The 22,841-nt window shown below is 70.9% G+C and carries 24 protein-coding genes; 14 read left to right on the top strand and 10 right to left on the bottom strand.

Features of this window, described 5'->3' with window-relative positions:
• Nucleotides 1-16: 16 nt before the first annotated feature.
• Nucleotides 17-1,015, bottom strand: a complete 999-nt coding sequence (locus DPA01S_RS12330) for a pseudouridine synthase (RefSeq protein WP_061916608.1) — start codon at nucleotides 1,013-1,015, stop codon at nucleotides 17-19.
• A 258-nt stretch (nucleotides 1,016-1,273) separates the two neighbouring features.
• On the opposite strand from DPA01S_RS12330, the gene DPA01S_RS12325 reads away from it, so the two are divergent.
• The 5 genes from DPA01S_RS12325 (at nucleotide 1,274) to DPA01S_RS12305 (ending at nucleotide 3,921) form a co-directional block, all read left to right on the top strand.
• Nucleotides 1,274-2,170 carry a universal stress protein gene (locus tag DPA01S_RS12325; RefSeq protein ID WP_061916606.1) on the top strand — a complete coding sequence of 299 codons (897 nt, stop codon included), beginning with the start codon at nucleotides 1,274-1,276 and terminating at the stop codon, nucleotides 2,168-2,170.
• On the top strand, nucleotides 2,167-2,457 hold the full coding sequence (locus DPA01S_RS12320) for a GNAT family N-acetyltransferase (RefSeq protein ID WP_061916603.1): 291 nt from the start codon (nucleotides 2,167-2,169) through the stop codon (nucleotides 2,455-2,457). The genes DPA01S_RS12325 and DPA01S_RS12320 overlap by 4 nt, the downstream gene beginning before the upstream one ends.
• Before the next feature lie 138 nt (nucleotides 2,458-2,595).
• Nucleotides 2,596-2,874: a GlsB/YeaQ/YmgE family stress response membrane protein gene (locus DPA01S_RS12315; protein ID WP_061229241.1), complete on the top strand. Its 279-nt coding sequence runs from the start codon at nucleotides 2,596-2,598 to the stop codon at nucleotides 2,872-2,874.
• 130 nt (nucleotides 2,875-3,004) lie between these two features.
• Nucleotides 3,005-3,262: an antitoxin gene (locus DPA01S_RS12310; protein WP_061229240.1), complete on the top strand. Its 258-nt coding sequence runs from the start codon at nucleotides 3,005-3,007 to the stop codon at nucleotides 3,260-3,262.
• A gap of 56 nt (nucleotides 3,263-3,318) precedes the next feature.
• Nucleotides 3,319-3,921 (top strand): TetR/AcrR family transcriptional regulator, encoded by a 603-nt coding sequence (locus DPA01S_RS12305; protein ID WP_061229239.1) that lies wholly within the window; start codon nucleotides 3,319-3,321, stop codon nucleotides 3,919-3,921.
• A 62-nt stretch (nucleotides 3,922-3,983) separates the two neighbouring features.
• On the opposite strand, the gene DPA01S_RS12300 is transcribed toward DPA01S_RS12305, so the two are convergent.
• Entirely contained in the window at nucleotides 3,984-4,547 is a 564-nt protein-coding gene (locus tag DPA01S_RS12300) for a DUF2020 domain-containing protein (protein WP_061229238.1), read from the bottom strand.
• A 74-nt stretch (nucleotides 4,548-4,621) separates the two neighbouring features.
• Between DPA01S_RS12300 and DPA01S_RS12295 the strand changes: the two genes are divergently transcribed.
• Nucleotides 4,622-5,245, top strand: coding sequence for a TetR family transcriptional regulator (locus tag DPA01S_RS12295; RefSeq protein WP_061229237.1), 624 nt, complete (start codon nucleotides 4,622-4,624; stop codon nucleotides 5,243-5,245).
• Between the two features lie 43 nt (nucleotides 5,246-5,288).
• Here the strand turns inward: DPA01S_RS12295 and DPA01S_RS12290 are convergent, their stop codons facing one another.
• On the bottom strand, nucleotides 5,289-5,870 hold the full coding sequence (locus DPA01S_RS12290) for a DUF1990 family protein (protein ID WP_061229236.1): 582 nt from the start codon (nucleotides 5,868-5,870) through the stop codon (nucleotides 5,289-5,291).
• Nucleotides 5,871-5,968: 98 nt separating this feature from the next.
• On the opposite strand from DPA01S_RS12290, the gene DPA01S_RS12285 reads away from it, so the two are divergent.
• The 7 genes from DPA01S_RS12285 to DPA01S_RS12255 all read left to right on the top strand — a co-directional run bounded on the left by DPA01S_RS12285 (nucleotide 5,969) and on the right by DPA01S_RS12255 (nucleotide 14,052).
• A complete protein-coding gene (locus DPA01S_RS12285; protein ID WP_061916600.1) occupies nucleotides 5,969-6,925 on the top strand; it encodes a hypothetical protein in 957 nt (318 codons plus the stop codon).
• Nucleotides 6,926-7,514: 589 nt separating this feature from the next.
• Nucleotides 7,515-8,435, top strand: a complete 921-nt coding sequence (locus DPA01S_RS12280) for a L,D-transpeptidase (protein WP_061916597.1) — start codon at nucleotides 7,515-7,517, stop codon at nucleotides 8,433-8,435.
• A gap of 125 nt (nucleotides 8,436-8,560) precedes the next feature.
• Entirely contained in the window at nucleotides 8,561-9,502 is a 942-nt protein-coding gene (locus DPA01S_RS12275) for a L,D-transpeptidase (protein ID WP_061916594.1), read from the top strand.
• A 255-nt stretch (nucleotides 9,503-9,757) separates the two neighbouring features.
• Nucleotides 9,758-10,639 (top strand): carbohydrate ABC transporter permease, encoded by an 882-nt coding sequence (locus DPA01S_RS12270; RefSeq protein ID WP_061229252.1) that lies wholly within the window; start codon nucleotides 9,758-9,760, stop codon nucleotides 10,637-10,639.
• Complete coding sequence (locus DPA01S_RS12265) at nucleotides 10,636-11,478, top strand: carbohydrate ABC transporter permease (protein WP_061229232.1); 843 nt, start codon at nucleotides 10,636-10,638, stop codon at nucleotides 11,476-11,478. The genes DPA01S_RS12270 and DPA01S_RS12265 overlap by 4 nt, the downstream gene beginning before the upstream one ends.
• Before the next feature lie 74 nt (nucleotides 11,479-11,552).
• On the top strand, nucleotides 11,553-12,884 hold the full coding sequence (locus DPA01S_RS12260; RefSeq protein ID WP_061229231.1) for an ABC transporter substrate-binding protein: 1,332 nt from the start codon (nucleotides 11,553-11,555) through the stop codon (nucleotides 12,882-12,884).
• A gap of 103 nt (nucleotides 12,885-12,987) precedes the next feature.
• The gene (locus DPA01S_RS12255) at nucleotides 12,988-14,052 is read left to right on the top strand and encodes an ABC transporter ATP-binding protein (RefSeq protein WP_061916591.1); all 1,065 of its coding nucleotides are present in this window, start codon (nucleotides 12,988-12,990) and stop codon (nucleotides 14,050-14,052) included.
• A 156-nt stretch (nucleotides 14,053-14,208) separates the two neighbouring features.
• On the opposite strand, the gene DPA01S_RS12250 is transcribed toward DPA01S_RS12255, so the two are convergent.
• The 6 genes from DPA01S_RS12250 to DPA01S_RS12225 form a co-directional block, all read right to left on the bottom strand.
• A complete protein-coding gene (locus DPA01S_RS12250; protein ID WP_061916588.1) occupies nucleotides 14,209-15,222 on the bottom strand; it encodes an alpha/beta fold hydrolase in 1,014 nt (337 codons plus the stop codon).
• A complete protein-coding gene (locus DPA01S_RS12245) occupies nucleotides 15,219-16,295 on the bottom strand; it encodes an NAD(P)H-dependent amine dehydrogenase family protein (protein ID WP_061916585.1) in 1,077 nt (358 codons plus the stop codon). The genes DPA01S_RS12250 and DPA01S_RS12245 overlap by 4 nt, the downstream gene beginning before the upstream one ends.
• An 80-nt stretch (nucleotides 16,296-16,375) precedes the next feature.
• A complete protein-coding gene (gene ctaD / locus DPA01S_RS12240; protein ID WP_061916626.1) occupies nucleotides 16,376-18,043 on the bottom strand; it encodes an aa3-type cytochrome oxidase subunit I in 1,668 nt (555 codons plus the stop codon).
• A gap of 229 nt (nucleotides 18,044-18,272) precedes the next feature.
• A complete protein-coding gene (locus DPA01S_RS12235) occupies nucleotides 18,273-20,279 on the bottom strand; it encodes a M13 family metallopeptidase (RefSeq protein WP_061916582.1) in 2,007 nt (668 codons plus the stop codon).
• 76 nt (nucleotides 20,280-20,355) lie between these two features.
• The gene (locus DPA01S_RS12230) at nucleotides 20,356-20,949 is read right to left on the bottom strand and encodes a hypothetical protein (RefSeq protein ID WP_061916578.1); all 594 of its coding nucleotides are present in this window, start codon (nucleotides 20,947-20,949) and stop codon (nucleotides 20,356-20,358) included.
• Between the two features lie 71 nt (nucleotides 20,950-21,020).
• Nucleotides 21,021-21,533 (bottom strand): DUF4395 domain-containing protein, encoded by a 513-nt coding sequence (locus tag DPA01S_RS12225; protein ID WP_061229224.1) that lies wholly within the window; start codon nucleotides 21,531-21,533, stop codon nucleotides 21,021-21,023.
• 160 nt (nucleotides 21,534-21,693) lie between these two features.
• Here DPA01S_RS12225 and DPA01S_RS12220 point away from each other — a divergent pair, with 160 nt between their 5' ends.
• On the top strand, nucleotides 21,694-22,383 hold the full coding sequence (locus DPA01S_RS12220) for a pentapeptide repeat-containing protein (protein WP_061229223.1): 690 nt from the start codon (nucleotides 21,694-21,696) through the stop codon (nucleotides 22,381-22,383).
• A gap of 27 nt (nucleotides 22,384-22,410) precedes the next feature.
• Here the strand turns inward: DPA01S_RS12220 and DPA01S_RS12215 are convergent, their stop codons facing one another.
• Nucleotides 22,411-22,683, bottom strand: coding sequence for a hypothetical protein (locus DPA01S_RS12215; protein WP_061229222.1), 273 nt, complete (start codon nucleotides 22,681-22,683; stop codon nucleotides 22,411-22,413).
• Nucleotides 22,684-22,841: the final 158 nt, after the last annotated feature.

Below are 22,841 nucleotides of genomic sequence, written 5' to 3'. Positions count from 1 at the left end.
GATCATGGTGGTCGACCTACAGCTTGCAGGAGTTCGGAGCCGGGGCCGATCGGGGATTGCCCGGGTTTCCACCCTGATCCTGCCCGCCGGGCCAGGCGTCGAGGGTGCGTCTGCTGGCGAAGTGGCGCGGCTGCCCGGTGACGGGGTCGGTGAAGGCGATCTCAGAGGCGAGGAGCTGCAGGGGGCGGGTGAAGTCGCCGGGGGTCACGTCGAGGACGTGCGGGTAGAGGTCGTCGCCGAGGATCGGGGTGCCGAGCGCGTTCATGTGGACGCGCAGCTGGTGCGTGCGCCCGGTGGTCGGTTCGAGGCGGTAGAGGCCCAGTCGGTCGGGCCCGGCGCCGCGGGTGTCGAGCAGGGTGATGCGCGTGTGGGCGTCGGGTTCGCCGGCCACCTCGGCGGCCTGGAGGATTCCGCGGGTCTTGAGGATGCGGCTGGATCGTTCGCGCACGGTCGCGACGCCGTCCGGGGCGGGGGCCACGGCCAGGTAGGTCTTGGTGACGCGGCGGGCGGCGAAGAGGTCCTGGTAGGCGCCGCGGTGGGCGGGGTCGGCGGTGAACACGAGGACGCCGGCGGTGAGCCGGTCCAAGCGGTGGGCGGGCGCGAGGTCGTCGAGCCCGAGGTCGCGCCTGAGGCGCACCAACGCGGTCTCGGTGACGTGTCCGGCGCGGGGGGTGGTCGCGAGGAAGTGGGGTTTGTCGACGACGACGAGGCGGTCGTCCCGGTGGAGGACCTCCACCTCATGTGGCACGGGGATCTCCGGGTCGGGCGTCCGGTACATCCACACGTCCATCCCCCGGTGTCGCCGGGTGGCCAGGGTGACGGCCGCCCCGTCGGCGGTGACGACCTGCCCCGCCTCGAGGGCCGCGTCGAGCTCGGCGAGCCGGTCGGGGAAGCGGCGGCGCAGCTCCTCGACGATGCTGCGGGGTCCCTGTCCGGGGTCGGCGAGCCGGATCCGCACCGGGTCGACGCCGTCGCGTAGCGGGAGCGGACGAGCGCGTCGCCTGGAACCGGACATGTCCCTCAGCCTAGTCGGTGGGCTACACTCACTCGCGCAACATCTGTCTCGTGCATCACATGCACCACTAGTCCCTCGGGAGCGCTCATGATCGACGCCGTCGTCGACTTCTTCCTCTTCGGCCCCGGTCGCGCCGTCCTCCCGGCGTTCCAGGGCAGCTTCAACCTGGCCTACCCCCCGAACGCTCCGTTCCCTGACGAGTTCTGAACCACGCGCAGATCTGTTATCAACTGTCGAGAACGGCGGTAGTCTCAGGACATGAGCTCCCTCGAGAACACCGTCGTCGTCGGCGTCGACGGCTCCGCCGCCTCCACCGGCGCGGTCGCCTACGCCGCCAACACCGCCGCCACCCGACGCGTCCCGCTCAGGCTCGTGACCACGTACACGATGCCGGCGGCGATGTTCGCCGAGGGGATGATCCCGCCCCAGCCCGTCTATGACGAGCTGGAGCGCGAGTGCCACCCGATCATCGAGCAGGCGCGGGCCACCGCGGAGAAGGTCGCGCCCGGCGTCGAGGTGTCGCACGCGATCGTCGAGGGCAACCCGGCGCAGGTGCTCATCGACTACTCGCGCAAGTCCAAGATGATCGTCCTGGGCTCCCGCGGGCTGGGCGGCATCAAGGGCATGGTCCTCGGGTCCGTCTCGGCGGCCGTCGCCAGCCATGCGTTCTGCCCGGTCGTCGTCACCCGCGAGGACACGGACGACCTCGACCGCACCGGCCCGGTGGTGGTGGGCATCGACGGCTCCGAGGTCAGCGCCAAGGCCACCGAGTGGGCGTTCGCGGAGGCCTCCGCGCGCAACACCCCGCTCATCGCGGTGCACACCTGGATGGACCCGCAGGTCCAGGCGGCGGCCGCCGGCATCTCGCTCACCGAGGACGACTGGAAGCAGCTCGAGGACCAGCAGCTGCAGACCCTGTCCGAGCGGCTGGCGGGATTCTCGGACCGCTACCCCGACGTCGAGGTGCAGCGCTACGTGACCCGCGATCGCGCGGTCCGCGCGCTGGTCGAGCAGTCGGAGAACGCCCAGCTCGTCGTCGTCGGATCCCACGGGCGCGGCGGATTCGCGGGCATGGTCCTCGGCTCCACCTCGCGGGCGCTGCTGCAGGCGGCGCCCTGCCCGGTCATGGTCGTGCGTCCGGAGTCGCACTCATGAGCGGCTCGGAGGATGTTCAGGTTCGGCGTGACGACGCCGCCGGGCGGTTCGAGATCCTCGTGGACGGCGTCGTGGCGGGCCAGGCCGAGTACAGCGACGGTCCGGACGGCGTCCGCGAGTTCCCGCACACGGTCGTCGCATCAGAGTTCGGGGGCCGCGGCCTTGCCGGGCGCCTGGTCGCCGAGGCCCTGCGGGTTACCCGCGAGGAGGGCCTGCGGGTGCGCCCGTCCTGCTCGTTCGTCGCCCGGTACATCGAGAAGAACCCCGGATCGGCGGAGGTTGCCTGAGGGTCACGAACCAGTAACGAGTGAGCGACGTTTGATCACCGGGCGCCTTCGACCGGAAGCGTTCGTGTCGTCGCCGTGTTCTCCTGAGTGAGCGGCCCGTCCCGGGCCGGGAACATCTCTCGGGAAAGGACAACCACAATGCTTTGGAGCATCATCTCCTGGATCGTCGTCGGTGGCCTCGCAGGTTGGATCGCGTCGATGATCATGGGCAAGAACGCTCAGATGGGATTCGTCGCCAACGTTCTCGCCGGCATCGTCGGTGCTTTCGTCGTAGGCCTCATCGTCTCGCTCGTCTCCGAGGGCGGAGGAATGCCCGAGGCCTTCTCGATCTGGGGCTTCGTCGCAGCGATCATCGGCGCCTGCCTCCTGATCTGGGTCGTCTCCGCTGTGCGCGGACGCGGCCGCACCAAGGTCTGACACCCCTTCGCACGATCGATTGGACGGCCCGGCTCCCACACGGGGCCGGGCCGTCAGCGTCCATCGCCACACTCTGAACACCGCACTCTTCACACCACACTCTTCACGCCAGCACCGAAAGGAGCACCAGATGGGACTGTTCGACAAGGCCCGGGACTTCGCGCGAGGAAATCCCGACAAGGTGGAGGCCGCCCTCGACAAGGCCGGAGACGCGTTCGACCAGCGCACCGGCGGCAAGCACGCCGCGCGGACCGACAGCGTCCAGCAGAAGGCCGGTGAGTTCCTCACCGGGCGGACGGCCGACGCCCCCGACGTGCCCGACGCGCCGGACGGCACGCCGACCCCCGACCCGGACACGTCGCAGCACAGCCGCGGGCCGGGAGACTGACCGACGCCCGCCCGGCCGAGGTGGTATCGGCTATCACTGCCGATAGTCTGTTACCCGTGACGAGAACACGGTCGACCAAGCCCGGACCGCGGGAGCGGCTCCTGGCGACGGCGACCCGTCTGTTCTCGACCGACGGGATCCGGGCGGTGGGTATCGACCGGATCCTGCGCGAGGCCGGGGTCGCCAAGGCCAGTCTCTACAACACCTACGGGTCCAAGGACGAGCTCGTCGTGGCGTATCTGCGGTCGGTCGCCGAGCGAGACCGCGAGCTGTGGCGCCGCCGCGCCGACCTCGCCCCGGACGCCCGGGGACGCATCCTCGCACTGTTCGACATCGTGCGCGAGCAGGTGGAACCGGCGATGCCCGGGTCCTGCCACCTCGCGGCCGCGATCGAGTTCCCGAGCCCCGCGACCGACGGCGAGCGGGCGATCCGCGCGGCCGTGGCCGATCAGCGGACGTGGGTGGCCCAGACCCTGCGGGACGAGCTCGCCGCGATGGGACTGGAGGACCCGGACAACATCGCCGACCTCGCCGACCGGCTGGCGTTGCTACACGACGGCTCGGTCACCGCCGCGATGCTCGGCGAGGTCCGGACCACGGCCATGACCGCCCGCAGCATGGCCGAACTCATCCTGGGGATGATCACCGAGACCGCCTGAGCCCGGCGCCCCGCGCCCCGCGCCTCCTACCGCGCGCCTCGCGCCCCGCGTCCCGCCGAGCCTCAGTTCTCGAGCCGCGGCCCGATGAGCTCGACGACGCTCCGCACCGTGTCGGGCTCCTCGCCGGTCGACTGCACGGCGAGGACGCGGTCGTCGCCGGACAGGACGGCCAGCGCCCCGGCCGGCCCGACCGTGAGGCCGCCGCTCCATCCGCCCCCGACCTCCAGCGGCTCGGACTCACCCGGAGGCGCCGACTCCGCGACGAGTTCCGCCGCGCGCTCGGGCGACGCCACCTCGTACACGGTGGTCGTCAGATGCACGGCACCGTCGGCGTCGTAGAAGAAGCAGGCCGCGGGGTCCACGCCCTCGTCGATCCGGACGTCCGCGGCGGGCACACCGGCCGCCGCCGAGACCTCGTCGGCGGACAGGTACGGGCAGTCGGCCTCCGAGACCGGTTCGACCGGAGGCAGTTCCGGCTCGACCGTCTCGGGCGGGGCGGTCCGGATGGTGCCCATCTCCGCGGCCGGCTCCGAGGAACCACTGCACCCGGCAAGCACACCGAGCAGGAGCACGGAGGCCGTGCCCAGGGCGACTGCGTCGAGGACCATACCCGCGGGTTTGCGCATACGGCCAGGATAGAGGCCCGGCCGGTCAGTAGAGTCGGCGGCAGCAGACCGGTCGCACGAACGGGAGGTGGGCCATGGGTGGATCCGCGCGCACAGCCTCCGGCGCCGACCGCACCGAGGACCGGCGGCGCGAGCTCCGGTCGGCGATCTCCGCCGCGGCCGTCGACCTGGTGATCGAGCGCGGGCTCGACGCGGTGACCGTCGACGAGATCGCCAGAGCCGCGAACGTCTCGAGGCGGACGTTCTTCAACTACTTCCCCTCCAAGGCCGCCGCGTGCATCCCGGACACTCCCCCGGCCGGGCGCGAGGCCGTGCAGGAGTTCCTCTCCGACCGCAGCGTGTCCACCATGACCGCGCTGGCCCGCCTCATGTGGCACCAGGTGTCCAACGCGCGGCGACGCAGCGGGGCGTTCGACCGGTTCCACGACATGTGGCGGCGCGAGCCGGGGGTCCGGACGCAGGTCCACGAGATCCTCGCGATCACGGAGAAGGAGCTCGCACAGCTGGTGGCGCGCCGCGAGGGTCGGGCGCCGGACTCCGTCGAAGCGGCGACCGTGGCCGCGGCGTCGATCGCGATCCTGCGGGTCGCCGTGGAGCGGTGGCGGACGGACGAGTCCGGGTCGCTGCTCGAGCACCGCATCCGCGAGGCGTTCGAGGCGGTCGCCGACTCGGTGACGTCCCCGGACGCCACGGGCTGAGGCGGGCGCCGCGCGGGGCGGTGCGGGGTCGCGCCGCGCGGGGTCACGCCCCGCCCGGGCGGGGCGCACCGAGCGCGCGGAGCAGCCGGTCGGCCATGCGGTCGTAGGCGCGCGCCTCGCGCGCGGTGGCGCCCGGAAGCACGTAGAACGTCCGGGGTCGCCACACCGTGCGGACGGTGGCGGTGACCGCGGAGGTGGCGGGGTGGAGGTCGAGGTGGCAGCGGTGCTCGGCCACCGCGGTGTTGCCCTCGAGGGTGCCGACGACGAGGCCCTGCCGCAGCGACTCGTCGATCCGGTCGACGAGTCGGCAGGGTCCCCGCATGGGCCCGTCCAGGACGACCACGTCCACCGACGGGCCCCGATCGGTCGGGGTGATGCGCAGTCCCGACCGACGGTGGGCGGACAGCGACATCAGATCGTCGGCCAGCGCGTCGAACACGGCGACGCCCTCACCGAGCCCCGCGGTGGCGACGGCCTCCCGCCAGCCTTCGGGCGCGCAGCCGTGGGCGGGCAGGCTCGAGCGCTGGTACCCGAGCGCGGGCCCCGGAAGCGACGCCGGGGGCGGGTCCAGGGGAGGGCCTTGGCGACGATCGCCCTCGGGGACGGCACCGGATATCGACTCCACTCCCGCAGTGTCGGCGGGCCAGGTGAGCGGACGGCGCACGCGCGATGAACGGCGGACGTCGGGGGACCGTACGGCGGGCCGCACCGTAGGATCGGATCATGCGATCCCAGCGACCCCGACCGGCGCGCGGTCGTCGTCTCGCTCGCGGATTCAGCGCCCTCACGGCGATCACCGCCGTCGCCACGGTCGCCGGGTGCACGGCCGGCCCCGACGCGGGCGACTCCGGCCCGCCACGATTGACGCCGAATCCCCGACACGACATCGCGGCCGCGATGGTCGAGGGCCGACCCGCACCCGACGAGCGGCTCAACGCCTGCGAACTGCTGGACCTGACCACCGAGGAGATCATCCAGCTCACCCGCGCGGACATGCCGGAGGTCGACCCCACCGGCTCCGGCGACCTCGGCCTACTGTGCACCTACGGCGGTCCGGGCTCGCCCGAGCGACTCGAGGCCGAGCGCTCCGCCGCCGCGACCGGAACCGGGACCACCGGCACCGAGACCACCGTCACCGGGGCGGACGGGGTCGAGACCACCGTCACCGCCACGGAGGACACGGAGACGACCGAGGCCGAGGATGAGACCGGGGCCGGGGCCGGGGCCGGGGCCGGGGCCGGGGCCGAGCAGACCACGTCCGCGGCGGTGACCACCTCGCCGACCGCGCCGGCGTTCGACCCCGGGATCGTCCCCGACACGTTCGCCGCCGGCGTCGTCACGCCGCGCGCCGGGGCGGAGGCGGCCCTCGCCGAGCAGGCCACGCTCCTCGGGGTGCGCTACGCCTGCTCCGAGGTGCGCGGGAGCGACGCCGCGGCGATCCAGGACGCGGCGCCGGCGGCCCCCGGGGCTCCCGCGCCCGTCCGACCGGACCTGGCCACGGTCTACATCGACTGCGTGGCGGCGCCGACCGGCGGCGGAGTCGAGGTGCACACCATCCTGGTGGCGGGCGACGAGCTGTGGCACATCACCCTGCTCAAGCCGGAGACCCCGCGGTCGCCCGACGCCGAGGCGTCAGCGCTGAGCGGACTCCACCGGGTGGCGCAGCGCATACTCGCCTGACAGCCGGCGACACCGCCTGCGGATCCCTATCGGCACAGACGGGAACGGCGCCGGAGCCCCTCAGCATCCGACGCCGTTCCTCTATCCGGCGGATCGAGCACGATCCGGCCTTCCTCGCTGCCTTGCAAGGCTGCGGGTGGCACCCCCCAGGTGCCCCGGTCTCACGACCGGCCCCTTTTGAAGTGTGAAGTCGCAGCCCCTCAGCAACCACTTCACTCTCGCCACCGACCCCTCAGGCGGTGACTGCGTCGACCATATGTTGCATCCGAGACCACATCAACCCCATGAGCAGGCGTTCTGTCGCTGACTTACGGTCAATAACGACCCGCGGCGTGCCTACCAGCGCTTCTTCGATCCCCGTTACCAACGAACGTTGGGACGGTTGCGCGTCGTGGGTCCGCGAGTCGCGCCCGCGGGTCCGCGGCGCCCCGGGATGCCCTGCGCCCCACGGGATGTACAGGCGGGACGAGGCGAGGGTATTGTTGCTCCTGTTACTGATGTGGCGCATGGGACTAACCGCTCCGGCCCGCCCGTGCGCCCGCGTCACCCCGCCCCGCCGCCTCATCGCGGCGCCGCACCGAGGAGACCGATGTCGCGCCGACCCCGGATCATCGCCCCGCTTCTGGCCACGGCAGGCCTCGTCGTCGTCGGCCTCTCCCCCGCCGCCTCCGCGCAGTCACTCGCCGGCTACACCGGATCCACCGGATCGGTCGGCGCGTTCGGCTCCGAATCCGCCCCGGTCCCCACGCCCCCGGTACCCGGCGTGGGAGTCCTCACGATCCCCGTCCCCGCACAGGCGCGCGCCGCCGCCGAGGTCGGCGTCGCCTCCGTCTACCCCACCCCGGGCGAGACGGTCGGCGTGGCACAGCCGGTGATGATCCACTTCGACGGCCCCGTCACCGACCGCGCCCGCGCCGAGGCCTCCGTGGCGATCCGGACCGCCCCCGCGGTCGGCGGCAAGTTCTACTGGGTGAGCGACACCGAACTGCGCTGGCGCCCGCACGAGTTCTGGCCGGCCCACACCTCCGTCACCGTGTGGGCGGGCGGACGCGAGCACGCCTTCCGCACCGGCGACGCGATCGTCTCCACCTACGACGACAACACCCACCTCGTCACCGTCACCCGGAACGGCGAGGTCATCCGCACCATGCGCGCCTCCGCCGGCCGCGACGCCTTCCCCACCCACAACGGGATCTACTACAACGGCTGGCGCGACCGCCAGGTACGCATGGACTCCTCCACCTGGGGACTGGCGATGGACGCCGGCGGCTACGACACGACCGTCGAGAATGGCGTGCGACTCAGCTACGACGGCATCTTCATCCACTCCGCACCGTGGTCGGTCGCCGACCAGGGCGTCCGGAACGTCTCCCACGGGTGCATCAACGTCAGCCCCGAGGACGCGGCCTGGTACTACGACAACACCGGCAACGGCGACCCGTTCATCGTGGTGAACGGCCCCGGCCGGCAGTTCGGTGCCTTCGACGGACAGGGCGACTGGAACTACTGACCTCGGGGCTCCCGGGGGCGCGGGACGGACCCCCGGGAAACACTTCGGTTGTGGCACACGACATCTCCTTGTAGAAGTCTGAGCGAGACCGAAGAAGAATCCCGTCCGTCCCCCAGGAGCCCCTCATGCCCCGACACCCCCGCTTCTCGGCAGCCGCCGCGATCCTCGCCGCGGTCGCCCTCGTCCTGGGCGTCCCGGCTGCCACCGGGGCCGCCCCCGCCGCGCAGGCCCAGTCCGTCATGCCGCGGAGCCCGCCCGGCGTCCCCCAGCTCGAGAACGCCCCGCTGCCGACGCCCGCCATCCCGGGGGTGCCCGCGCAGCCCGTCCTCACCTACCCGGTCATCGGCCCCGCCCGCCCGGCACCCGAGTACGGCGACGTCAACGTTTTCCCGACCCCCAACGAGGTCGTGGGCGTCGCACAGCCGGTCATGTTCTTCTTCGACCGGCCCATCACCGACCGTGCCCGCGCCGAGGCGACCATCGGCATCCGCACCGAACCGCCGGTGGCGGGCAAGTTCTACTGGGTGGGCGACCGGGAGGTCCGCTGGCGCCCCCACCAGTTCTGGCCCGTCAACACCTCCGTCACCGTGTGGGCCGGCGGCAAGCGTCAGCAGTCCTTCCGCACCGGCGACGCCGTGATCGCCGAGTTCGACGACCGCACCAAGCTCGTCACCGTCACCCGCAACGGCCAGCACGTCCGCACCATGCGCGCCTCCGCCGGCCGCCCGGGCTGGGACACCTACAACGGCATCTACTACACCGGCCAGCGCGGGCGGCAGGTCCGCATGAACTCCGAGACGTTCGGGCTACGGATCGAGGAGGGCGGCTACAACTCGATCGTCAACGACGCCGTCCGGCTCAGCTACGACGGCATCTACATCCACTCAGCCCCCTGGTCGGTCGCCGATCAGGGTGTCCGCAACGTCTCCCACGGGTGCATCAACGTCAGCCCCGAGGACGCCCGCTGGTACTACGACACCACCCGCAACGGCGACCCGTTCATCGTCAAGAACGGCCCCGGCCGGCCCTTCGGCGCCTTCGACGGTCAGGGCGACTGGAACTACTGACCCCGGCCGATCCCGCGGCGGCCGCAGCTGCCCGGGAATCCGCTGGGCCACCCCATTTTTCAACACTTGTACCGTTTCGACCTCGCCAGGTCACCGCTGGTCTATCGTCTGGACAAAGTCCGTTCACCATCGACGACGAGGCTTCCCACCGTGCAGACACCGACCTCCCCGGTCGCCGAGAACCCGGCGGCCGCACCCGATGACCGCGACGACGGCCGCGGCCGGGCCCGCCGCCGTCTCCGCGCGGGTGGGGCGCTGCCGGGCGGTGGGGCGTTCCGGGAGAAGGCGCTGTTCCTCGCGCTGGTTCTGCCCAACCTCGCGCTGCTGGGTGTGTTCACCTACCGCCCGCTGCTCGACAACGTCCGACTGAGCTTCTTCCACTGGAACATCTCGTCACCCACCTCCACGTTCATCGGGTTCGACAACTACGTCGAGTGGTTCGGGCGCGACGACAGCTGGCTCATCCTGCGCAACACCGGCGTGTTCACCATCTCCGCGGTGGTCGGCTCCATGGTCCTCGGACTGGCGTTGGCGCTGCTGCTGGACCAGCGACTCGTCGGCCGAGGACTCGTCCGGTCGGCGGTGTTCGCGCCGTTCGTCATCGCGGGCGCGGCGATCGGTGTGGCCTTCCAGTTCATCTTCGACCCCCGGTTCGGCATGGTCTCCGCGCTGCTCACCATGGTCGGACTGCCCGTGCCGGACTTCTACCAGGACCCCGACTGGGCCCTGGCGATGATCACCATCACCTACATCTGGAAGAACCTCGGGTACTCGTTCGTCATCTACCTCGCCGCGCTGCAGGCCAAGCCGGCCGAACTCTACGAGGCCGCCGAGATCGACGGCGCCAGCCGCTGGACCACCTTCCGACGGGTCACCCTGCCGATGCTCCGTCCCACGACGTTCTTCCTGTCGATCACCGTCATGCTCAACTCCCTGCAGGTGTTCGACATCATCTACGTGATGACCCGCGGCGGCCCCCAGGGCAACGCCACCACGACCATGGTGTTCCAGGTCTATCAGGAGACTTTCCAGAACTTCCGCGCCGGCTACGGTGCCACCGTCGCGACCATCATGTTCCTCATCCTCCTGGTCATCACCGTCCTGCAGGTCCGCGTCATGGACAGGAACATGCGATGAACACGATCCAGGGTGGCTCCCGGACTGCCAAGGTCGCCGGCTACGCGGTGATGGTCCTCGTCCTGCTGATCATCGGGCTGCCGCTGTACTGGGTGGTCATCACCTCGCTCAAGCCGGACAACCAGGTGTACATCCAGCCGCCCGTGTGGTGGCCGGACCCCATCACCACCGACTCGTACCCGCAGGTCCTGGCCGACGTGCCGTTCCTGCAGTACTTCACCAACTCGCTCGTCATCACCGGCGTCCTGGCGGCGGTCAAGATCACCCTCGGCGTCATCAGCGCGTACGCGTTCGTGTTCCTCCGGTTCCCCGGCCGCGGGCTGCTGTTCATGCTGGTCCTCGCGGCGCTGATGGTGCCCAACCAGATCACCGTCATCTCCAACTACGCGTTCATCGCGCAGCTCGGCTGGATCAACACCTTCCAGGGCATCATCATCCCGCTGGCCGGTGTCGCCTTCGGCACCTTCCTCATGCGCAACCACTTCCTCACGCTGCCGTTCGAGATCATCGAGGCGGCGCGGATGGACGGCTGCGGGCACCTCAAGCTCCTGTTCCGTGTGGTCCTCCCCATGAGCTGGCCGACGCTGGTCGCGTTCGCCCTGATCACCGTGGTCAACGAGTGGAACGAGTACCTCTGGCCGTTCCTCATCGCCTCCGACGACACCGTCGCGCCCCTGCAGGTCGGGCTCGCGCGGCTGGTCAACACCGACGGAGGGTTCACCGACTGGCCGATGGTCATGGCCGCCACCGTCCTCACCATCACCCCGATCCTCATCGTCTTCCTGATCCTGCAGCGCCACATGATCAAGGGCCTCACCTCCGGCGCGGTGAAGGGCTGACCCGCCGACACCCCTCCCCGAACCCGCCGCGACCCGCACACGGCCGGCAGTACAACCCGAAAGGACCCACAGACATGACTCTCCTCAACCGCCGCGGCTTCCTCGGCGTGATCGGCGCCGCCACCGCAGCCACCACCCTCTCCGCGTGCGCCGGGACGGGGTCCGACTCCGACTCCGGCAACGGCGGTGCCGCGGGCTCCGGCGGCGGCGACAGCGGCACCATCACCTTCTGGTCCAACCACCCGGGCAGCTCCAAGGAGCTCGAGCAGGAGATCATCGCCGCGTTCGAGTCCGAGAACCCCGATCTCAAGGTCAACCTCGTCGACGGCGGCAAGAACTACGAGGAGGTCGCCCAGAAGTTCAACGCGGCCCTGACCGGCGGCGAGCTGCCCGACGTCGTTGTGGTCTCCGACGTGACCTGGTTCAACTTCGCGCTCAACGACCAGATCGCCCCTCTCGGCGGGCTGTTCAGCGAGGCCGGCGTGGACACCGGCGACTTCGTCGACGCCCTGCTGGGCGACTACGTCCTCGAGGGCGAGAACTACGGCGTGCCCTTCGCCCGGTCCACGCCGCTGTTCTACTACAACAAGGAGGTCTGGCAGGCGGCCGGACTGCCCGACCGTGGGCCCGAGAACTGGACCGAGTTCGCCGAGTGGGCGCCGCGCATCCAGGACGCGATCGGCGAGGGCAAGCACGCGATCGCCATGTACGACGGCTCCAACTACATCGACTGGACCGGCCAGAACATCATCTGGGACTTCGACGGCGCCTTCTCGCGCGAGTGGACCCCGACTTTCACCGAGGACAACACGATCCGCGGTGTCGAGTACGTCAAGCAGCTCAACGACGACGGTTTCCTGGTGGTCTCCGCCGACTCGATCGTCGAGTTCGGCTCGGGCCTGGCCGCCTGCGCCCTGGCCTCGACCGGCTCACTGGCCTCGGCCAAGACCAACGCCGCGTTCGAGTTCGGCACCGCCTTCCTGCCCGGCGCGGCGGAGAAGAACTCCTGCCCCACCGGCGGCGCCGGCGTCGCGATCCCGGCCGGGATCTCGGACGAGCGCAAGCTCAACGCCATGAAGTTCATCGACTTCCTCACCAACACCCAGTCGACGGCCAAGTTCTCGCAGGGCACCGGCTACATGCCCGTCCGCAAGTCCGCGCGCGAGGCGCAGGAGATCAAGGACTACCTCGCCGAGACCCCGCAGGCCGCCACCGCGATCGACCAGCTCGCCCATACACGCCCGCAGGACAACGCCCGCGTGCTGGTCCCCAACGGCGGCCGGCGCATCGGCGGCGCGTTCGACCGTGTGCTCGGCGGCGCCGACGTCCGCCAGGCCATGCAGCAGGTCCAGGACGAGACCGCGCAGATCATCGACTCGCAGATCCTGCCCAAGCTCGAGGGCTGACGCCGGCCTCCCGGCCGCCGGTTCGACCCGGCGGCCGGTCCTGCCCCTTCTCTCCCTGCCGCTGCTTTCCCTGTCCGTTCTCCCCGAGGAGCATCCGCGCCCGATGGCCACCGTCCGCTTCGACCACGCGACCCGCCGCTTCGACAAGAAGTCGGCCCCGGCCGTCGACGCCCTCGACCTCGAGGTCACCGACGGGGAGTTCCTCGTGCTCGTCGGCCCGTCCGGCTGCGGTAAATCCACGAGCCTGCGGATGCTCGCAGGGCTGGAGCCGATCGACGAGGGCCGCGTCCTCATCGACGACCGGGACATGACCGGCGTCGCCCCCCGCGACCGCGACGTGGCCATGGTGTTCCAGAACTACGCGCTCTACCCCAGCATGACCGTCGCGCAGAACATGGGCTTCGCCCTGCGCAACGCCGGCGTCAACAAGACCGACACCCGCCGGCAGGTGGAGGAGGCCGCCCGGATCCTCCAGCTCGAGGACCTGCTCGACCGCAAGCCGTCCCAGCTGTCGGGCGGCCAGCGGCAGCGCGTGGCCATGGGCCGGGCGATCGTGCGCCGCCCCAAGGTCTTCTGCATGGACGAACCCCTGTCCAACCTCGACGCCAAACTGCGCGTGTCGACCCGCGGGGAGATCGCCGGGCTGCAGCGTCGGCTCGGCGTGACCACCGTGTACGTCACGCACGACCAGGTCGAGGCCATGACCATGGGGACCCGCGTGGCCGTGCTCGACAAGGGCATCCTGCAGCAGGTCGCCTCGCCCCGAGAACTGTACGACCGGCCCGTCAACGCGTTCGTCGCCGGCTTCATCGGCACGCCCGCCATGAACCTCATCGAGGTCCCGGTCACCGACGGCCGGGCACGCATCGGCGACGCCGAGATCGCCGTCCCCGCCTCCCTCGGCGGCCGCGACCGCATCATCCTGGGCGCTCGCCCCGAGGCCCTGCGGCTGGTCGGCGCCGGCGAACCCGGGCTGGAGCTGACGGTCGATCTGGTGGAGGAGCTGGGTGCCGAGGCGTTCGCTTACGGGCACACGGCCGACGGCGAGCGCATCGCCATCCGGCTCGACCGCGGCCACGGCACGAGCGTCGGCGAGACGATCCGGGTGCGCCACATTGACGCCGAGGTCGACGCGTTCGACGTCGAGACCGGCGACCGCATCGACTGAGCGCCAGCTCGCCCGGGCCACAGCCGCCCCTCTCCATGGCGTCTCGCAGGTGCCCCGGTACGCCGCGACGGCAGCCGCCCCTCGCCATGGCGTCTCGCCCACCCCGCGGAGCGCGCGAGACGCCATGCCGGGGAGCGGCTGCGGGGGCGGGCCTGATCAGCGGGGCGGGACGGGCGCGAGCACGCCCACGAGCTGGTCCGCGAGCACGCATCGGGGCGGGGGCACGTCGAGGTCCGCGCCGTCGCCCGGCCCTCCGTGCCCACTGCGTAGCGGCCCACCCAGCGCATCGACCACCAGATCCACCGCGCGCGGAGAGGCCAGGACGGTGAGATGCCCTGATCGGTCGGCCTCGCACCCGTCCTGCAGTCGGGCCACCCGCAGGTCGACGAAGTCCGGCACCTGCGGCGCGACCACCGGACCGGTGAGCTCGTCGTAATCGGACGACACAGCGACGTAGCGCACACCGCGCGCGAACGGCACCCCCTCGTCACCCAGCCAGGCCAGGGTCGCCTCCGCGTCACGTTCGGCGGTCTCGGCGGAAAGCACGCCGAGCAGGTCGGTGACGAACTCCGGCGGTCCCTCGCCCGACCGCGCGGGATCGGCGCCCAGTGTGACGACTGTCCGCACCGAGTCGGCCCGCGCGGTGGCGGCGACGAACGAGGCGATGATCGCTCCCTGCGAGTGCCCGACCAGGTCGACCTCGGCGGCGCCGGTGAGCGCGCGCACCCGGTCGATCTCCGCGGCGAGCTGCGGTGCGGACGCCCCGGTGAGCGAGTCCAGGCCGCCGGCGGCGCCCAGTCCGGGCAGCGCCCCGACGGTCGGCGCCCACACGCAGAACCCCTCCGCGGCCAGCGCCGCGCCGACGGTCGCCCACGAGTTGCCGCCGTTGAGCCCGGTGCCGTGGACCAGGATCACCGGCTCGGGCCGCTCGGCGGTCGGTCGGCAGTCGTCGCGATTGAGACCCGGCGGGTCGGCGAGGCCGTGCGTGAGCTGGTGAACGGCGCCGTCCCACCAGCGCCACGGGACGCCGGCGGCGGTGGGTGCGGCCGTGGAGGTGGGCGCGGCCGTGGAGGTGGGCGCGGCCGTGGAGGAGGGTGCGGCCGTGGAGGTGGCCGGGGCGGTGGCGACGACGACGAGGGCCGCCACCGCGACAGCGCGCAGGAGCGTCATCTGCTCATTAAGCCACGGCCCGTGATCATCGGCAGGTCCTTGGCGTAGACGAGGCCCGGCTCCGCGGCGACGACCGCCTCGACGGAATTGACCAGCCGCATCGCGGTGACCCGCATGCCGGACTCGTTGTGGTCGCCGTGTTCGGCGTGGTGACCGAACTCGATCCGCATCGCCGGGTCGCCGGAGATCTCGACGCGGTAGCAGCCGTCGCCGTGATCGGGCCGCGGCCAGTCGGGGGCCTGATCGTGGGCCGTGCGGGTGACGTGTTCCAGCACGATGCGGTCCTCGCCGTCGACCTGTCCGACCACCTCGAACCGCAGCGCCGCCTGCGTCCCCTCGGGCACCTCGCACGCGAGGAGCGACAGGTCCCGGTCGGCGGGCAGACGCTCGTGCCGCTCGACCAGCGGCTCGTCGAGGGTGACGTCGAGCGCTGCGGCGAGCTGCCGGACCACCGACCCCCAGCCGGCGGCGAGCATCCCGGGCCGCAGCAGCGGCGGCAGGGTGTCCATCGGCTGCCCGAAGCCGAAGAGCCGACGCATGGTCTCGCCCTGGTGGTAGACGGAGTAGTCGGCGATCTCGCCCACCCGGATGTGGTCGATCCGCCGGGAGAGGCTCGTCATGACCAGCGGCAGCACGTCGTTGGCGAAGCCGGGATCGATGCCGTTGACGTGCAGTGTCGCGCCGCCCTCGCGCCCGGCGGCGTCCAGCGCGGTGATCATGTCCTCCGGGATGGTGCCGTGCGGGAACTGCAGCAGCACCGGCCCGGAGGCGATGACGTCGATCCCCGCGCGCAGGAACCGGTGGAAGTCCTCGATGGCCTCCATGAACCGGGTCTCGGTCTCCGCGGTGTAGACGACGGCGTCGGGCTCCAGGGCGAGCAGCGCGGCGGCGTCATCGGTGGCGGCGACGCCCAGGTCGCGGCCCAGCCCGGCCAGGCGGCCCGCGTCCTGTCCGACCTTGGCCGGGTCGGAGACGAACACGCCCACCAGCTTGAGCTCGGGCCGGGCATCGATCCCCTCGACCGCCATCCGCCCGAGGTACCCCGTCGACCACTCCACGACCCGGATCGTCATGGAACGTGACCCTATGCGACGACCCGGGCGCCCCGGCGGGTCACGTGGCGGGCGGGCCAATCACGTGGCGCCGGGGCGTCTTACCTGTCCTGCGGAGACGGTCCCCGCTCCGGCACGTCCTTGGGTGCGTTCGGGTCCTCCGCATTGCGGCTGCCGCCGACATGCGCCTCCTCGCGCATCCGATCGCTCATGTGCGGGTAGTGCAGCTCGAACGCGGGGCGCTCGGAGCGAATGCGCGGCAGGCTCGCGAAGTTGTGGCGCGGCGGCGGGGACGAGGTGGCCCACTCCAGGGAGTTGCCCGCACCCCACGGATCGTCGACAGTGACGATCTCGCCGTAGCGCCAACTGGAGATGATGTTCCAGATGAACGGCACCATCGCGATGCCCAGGAGGAACGAGCCGACGGACGAGATCTGGTTGAGGACGGTGAATCCGTCCGAATCCAGGTAGTCGGCGTACCGGCGGGGGAAACCCTGGTTACCCAACCAGTGCTGGACCAGAAACGTGGTGTGGAAGCCGATGAACGTCAGCCAGAAGTGCCACTTGCCCAGCCGCTCGTCCAGCATGCGGCCGGTCATCTTGGGGAACCAGAAGTAGATCCCCGCGAAGGTGGCGAACACGACGGTGCCGAACAGGACGTAGTGGAAGTGCGCCACCACGAAGTACGAGTCGTGGACGTGGAAGTCGATCGGCGGCGCCGCGAGCATGATGCCGGTCAGCCCGCCGAACAGGAACGACACCAGGAAGCCCAGGGCGAAGAGCATCGGCGTCTCGAAGGTGATCTTCCCGCGCCACATGGTGCCGATCCAGTTGAAGTACTTCACACCCGTGGGCACGGCGATGAGGAACGTCATGAACGAGAAGAACGGCAGCAGCACCGCGCCGGTGGCGAACATGTGGTGCGCCCACACGCTCATGGACAGCGCGGCGATGGCCAGGGTCGCGAAGACCAGGCCGGCGTAGCCGAACAGCGGCTTCCGGGAGAACACCGGGAGGATCTCGGTGATGATCCCGAAGAACGGCAGCGCGAGGACGTACACCTCGGGGTGACCGAAGAACCAGAACAGGTGCTGCCACAGGATCGCCCCGCCGTTAGCCGGGGCGTAGATCCGGCCGCCGAACGTGCGGTCGTAGAACACGCCCATCGCAGCCGCGGTCAGCAGCGGGAAGATGAGCAGGATCAGCACCGACGTGACGAGGATATTCCACGTGAAAATCGGCATCCGGAACATCGTCATGCCGGGCGCGCGTAGGCAGATGATGGTGGTGACGAAGTTGACGGCGCCGAGGATCGTGCCGATGCCACCGATCGCCACCCCGAGGATCCACAGATCCGCGCCCACGCCCGGGGAGTGGATCTTGTCCGCGAGCGGCATGTACATCGTCCAACCGAACGATGCCGCGCCACCGGGAGTGATGAAGCCGGTGAGCAGGACGACGCCGCCCAGCGCGAACAGCCAGAACCCCGTGGCGTTGAGGCGCGGGAACGCCACGTCCGGAGAACCGATCTGCAGCGGCATGACGTAGTTGGCGAACCCCACGACGATCGGCGTGCCGTAGAACAACAGCATCACGGTGCCGTGCATGGTGAACAGCTGGTTGTACTGCTCGTTCGACAGGAACTGCATGCCCGGGAAGAACAGCTCCGCCCGGATGAGCAGCGCCATGAGGCCGCCGATCGAGAAGAAGACCAGGCAGGTGGTGATGTACATCAGGCCGATCTTCTTGTGATCGGTCGTGGTGAACATCTCCTGCCAGGAGAGTCCGAACGACCGCCGGATGGCGGGAGCGTCCGCAGCGGTGACCGCCCGCCCGGGCGGCACGAGAGTGTCTGACATCGGTACCCCGTTCCTCCTCACGGCCGAGGCGGGCGCAACGGTCGCCGCGTCCCGCGCTGTGACCAGCGCCAAGATCAGGTGACGACTCTCACCGTACGCGTCCCCTGGCAGAACGGAGCGGGATCGCCCCCGAGAGGGCTTACCAGATGCTCACCCGCTCCTCAGGTGCCAGCCACAGCCCGTCCGCATCGGTCACGCCGAAGGCCTCATGGAAGTCGTCGAGGTTACGCACCACCTGGTTGCAGCGGAACTCCGGCGGCGAGTGCGGGTCCACGGCGAGCCGCCGGGCGGCCTCCTCGGCTCGGGTCTTGGTCCGCCACACGATCGCCCACGACGTGATCAGCCGCTGGATCCCGGTCATCCCGTCGATCTCCGGCCCCACGTCCGGCCCCTGCGCCGGCTCGCCGTCCGAACTCTGCGCCAACCGGTAGGCCAGCAGCGCGATCGTCAGGCCGCCCAGGTCGCCGATGTTCTCCCCCACCGTGAAGGCCCCGTTCACGTGGTCCTTGGCAGGGTCCAGGCCGTCCGGGGTGAGGCCCTCGTACTGGGCGATCAGCGCCTCCACGCGGGTCCCGAACGCCTCGCGGTCGTCATCGGTCCACCAGTCGACCAGGTTGCCGTCGCCGTCGTACTTCGATCCCTGGTCGTCGAAGCCGTGGCCGATCTCGTGGCCGATGACCGCGCCGATCGCCCCGTAGTTGGCGGCGTCGTCGGCGTCGGCGTCGAAGAACGGCGGCTGCAGGATCGCGGCCGGGAAGACGATCTCGTTCATGACCGGGTTGTAGTAGGCGTTGACGGTCTGCGGCGTCATGTGCCACTCATCGCGGTCGACGGGCCCGCCCAGCTTGCCGAGCTCGTACTCGTGCTCGAACTGAGCGGAGCGGCGGACGTTGCCCAGGAGGTCGTCGGCGCGGACCTCGAGCGCCGAGTAGTCCCGCCACTTGTCGGGGTAGCCGATCTTCGGCACGAACGCCTCGAGCTTGTCGAGCGCGCGCTCGCGGGTGGCCGGGGTCATCCACGGCAGCCTGCTGATCGAGTAGCGGTACGCGGCGGTGAGGTTCGCGACCAGTTCCTGCATGTGCGCCTTGTGGCCGGGCGGGAAGTGGCGGGCCACGTACTCCTTGCCGACCTCCTCGCCGAGGGCGGCCTCGACCGCGCCGACGCCACGCTTCCAGCGGGCCTTGATCTCCTCGGTCCCGGACATGACGGTGCCGTAGAAACGGAAGTTCTCCTCGACCAGCGCCGTGGGCAGGTACGGCGCGCGGGAGGAGACGATCCGCCAGCGCAGCCACTCCTTCCACGTCTCGAGCGGCTCACCGGCCCAGAGCCCGGCCACCGCGGTGAGGAAGTCGGGCTGCATGGCGACGAGCCGACCGAAGGTCTCCTCGGTGCCGCCGAGCTCGCGGGCCCAGTCGTGCCAGGGGAAGCCGGGGGCCAGCGTCGGCAGCTCGTCCCAGGTCACGGGGTTGTAGGTCTTGTCCGCGTCGCGACGGGCCACGACGTCCCAGTGCGCGGCGGCGATGCGCGTCTCCAGCGCCAGGATCCGCTCGGCGCTCTCGCGGGCCGCGGTGGCGTCCGCGAGCTCGGCCAACTCGAGCATCCGCGCGATGTGCTCCGTATACTGCTCGCGGATCTGCGCGTACTGGTCCTCACGATAGAAGGACTCGTCGGGCAGTCCGATGCCGTACTGCACCAGGTAGAGGATGTACTCGGTGGAGTTCTTGGCGTCGTTGTTGACGTAGGCGCCGATGAGCCCGCCGACGCCGACCTTCTCGAGCCGCGCCATCGCCAGCGCGAGGGAGTCCGCGTCTCCGGCGCCGTCGACCTCGGCCAGGTCGGGTGCCAGCGCCTCGACGCCCGCCGCCTCCACCGCATCGGTGTCCATGAACGAGGCGTAGAACGCGCCGATCCGGGAGTCGACCGGGGCGTCGGTGATGATGTCGCGTACCCGCTCCTCGGACAGGTCGCGCAGCGCGAGGAACGCGCCGTCGATCGGCCGGTCCGCGGGGATCACGTGGTCACGGATCCACGTGCCGTTGACGTGTTGGTACAGGTCGTCCTGTGGCCGAACGTCCGTGTCGACGTACCGCAGGTCCAGGCCCGAGGGGCGAGGCGCGTCGGTGGTGGGGATCTCGGTCGCTGTCATGCGACCAGGTTACGGAACGGCGCGGAGCACGCGGGTGGGATGACGACGGCGAGGACCCGCGGCGGCCGGCCCGCGATCAGGGCAGACCGTGGCGGGCGTTGTGATCCTTCGCCCCCTGATAGGCGTCGACCATCCCCCACACCCAGAACCCGAACATGATCGGCAGCCCGATGAGGACCACCGAGAGCAGCACGCCCACGCCGTAACCCGCCAGGATTCCGACGCCCCTGCCGACCCGACCGTTGAGCATCGTGCCCAGCCCGGGGATGAGCAGCGAGGCCACGAGCATCAGCGCCGGGTCCTTACGGGCGGCCGGCGGGTACTGGCCGTAGGGCTGCATCGCACCGTACTGCTGGGCGTAGGGCTGACCGGGCTGGCCGTACTGCGGCATCCCGTACTGCTGCATGTCATAGGGCTGGACATAGGGCTGCGCGTACGGCTGGGTCCCGTAGCCCGGCTGCGCGCCGTACTGCGCCGGATCGAACTGCCCCGCGCCGTACTGCGGATCACCGTACTGGCCTGCGCCGTACTGCGTGTCGCCGACGTCGGAGCCCGGGTACCCGCGGACCCCCTCCTGCTGGGCCCACGTGTCGTAGCGCTTCTCGAAGTCGCGGTCGCCGGACCGGTCGTCGGGGCGGTCGGAGGCGGTGCCGTCAGCGGGAGTGCTCATGGGCCCACACTAACGCGGGGCGGCGGCGGGCCGGTCGCGGCGAGGACACGATCGCGTGCCGCCGCGGCGCCTCAGCTCCGGGCGGTCATCCCGGGCCGGGCCCAGATGTCAGCGCAGTCCACGCACGCGTCGTCCGGGATGAGGCCGACACGCTGGAGCCGCCCGTACATCCAGCAGCCCAGGCAGAAGCCGAGCGCCGCCTCCGCGAGGGCGGCCAGCACCAGCACGCCGAGCACCGTGATCCCCGCCGTGGTCAGTCCGCCGAGGAACAGCCCGAACGCGACCGACGACATCACCAGGCCGATGGTCTGGGCGAACCGCTTGGGCGCGCCGGAGACCAGCTTGGGTTCCGCACTGACCCGCGGGGCGAGCACGTGCACGGAGAGCCGGCCGAACGGCGAGTACCGCGGGCCGCCCGCCACCCGCAGCGCGAAGCCGACTACCAACGCCCCGGCGAGCCAGATCCGGGCGGGCGACGGCACGACGATCGTGACCACCGCGAGGGTCACCACGAGGGCGGCGGTGCAGCGGGCGGCATAGTCGTTGACGACCTCGGGGAAAGCGAACGCCTCGCGCAGACTCATGGCCTCACCTCTCAATCACTGCAGATAGACCGATCTGTCTATCGCCGGGTCGAGCCTACTCCTGTCGCCCGCGACCCGGGAGGCCCGGCCGGCGCTGCAGCCGCTACGGCCGCCGCGGACGGCGCGGACGGCGCGGACGGCGCGGCCTAGGCTGACGCCCGTGGCCCCACCGTTGCGTCGTCGCTCGAGCTCTCCCCGTCCCCCTGCCGCCCCCGCGCTCCCCCGGCGCGACCAGCTCGGCCCGCCCCTTGCGGACGTGGAGCCCGACGGCCTGTGGGACGGAGTCCTGGCCGGCGCCGAGCACGTACCCGGCCCAGAGGAGGGCGCCGTCGCGATGGGCGGGATGGAGATCCGCGAATCCGTGCTCGACGACCTGCGGCTCAGCGGCGCCCGCGCCGACGGCCTCCGACTCACCGACGTGACGCTCAGCGGGTGCGACCTGTCCGGACTCGTCGCCGACGGGGCCAACCTCACCCGGGTGCGGTTCGTCGGCTGCCGACTGACCGGGATCGTCCTGTCCGACGCGCGCCTGACCGACGTGACGTTCGAGGACTGTCACGCCGACATGATCAACCTGCGGATGGCGCGACTGCAGCGGGTGCGCCTCGCCGCGACCCGCTGCCGTCAGGCCGACCTGCTCGAGGCACAGATCGCCGACCTCACCACCGAGGGGGCCGACCTGCGCGGTGCGACCGTGGAGCGGGCGAGCGTCACGGCCGCGGATATGCGCGGCGCGGACCTCGAGGACCTGCGTGGGGCCTCGGCGCTGCGGGGCGCGCTGATCTCACCCGAACAGGTTTTGGGCGTCGGGCTCGCCCTCATCGGCGAGGCGGGGATCCGGGTCGAGTAGTGCAGCCGGGCCGATCGCGCCGCGGCGTCAGGCCAGATGCGACGCGGAGGTCCGCCACTGGTTGACGGCCCGGTTGATGATCGCCTGGAGCTGGAGGATCTGGTCGCGGTCGGTGAGCGTGATGCCGTCCGCCCCGGTGCGCAGCCGGAGTTCCGGCACCCCGCGGTCCGCGCCGTTCTCGTCCAGCACCACGGTCTCGGCGACGGACACCTCGAGGAACGGGTCGTCGTCCGGACCGTCGACTTCCGTGACGAGGTCCTGCCGGTAACGAGGGGCGGTGAGGTCGATGGCATCGGCCATGAGGGGCACTCCCGACTGTTCGGTGGGATCGCCTTAAGGGTAGGTGAGAAAAACAGGTCACCGTACGCGTGGGACAGCGTGTGACAGGTTGTTGTGATTCCGTGACCCACGCCACCCCCACCTGTGGTCCACCCCGCCTCTACGCACTCGACCGCCGG

The organism is Dietzia papillomatosis NBRC 105045 (assembly GCF_001570845.1).
In the GTDB taxonomy this organism is placed as follows: domain Bacteria; phylum Actinomycetota; class Actinomycetes; order Mycobacteriales; family Mycobacteriaceae; genus Dietzia; species Dietzia cinnamea.
Note: the sequence above shows the minus strand (reverse complement) of the source record. Positions and strands in the feature narration are given on the sequence as shown.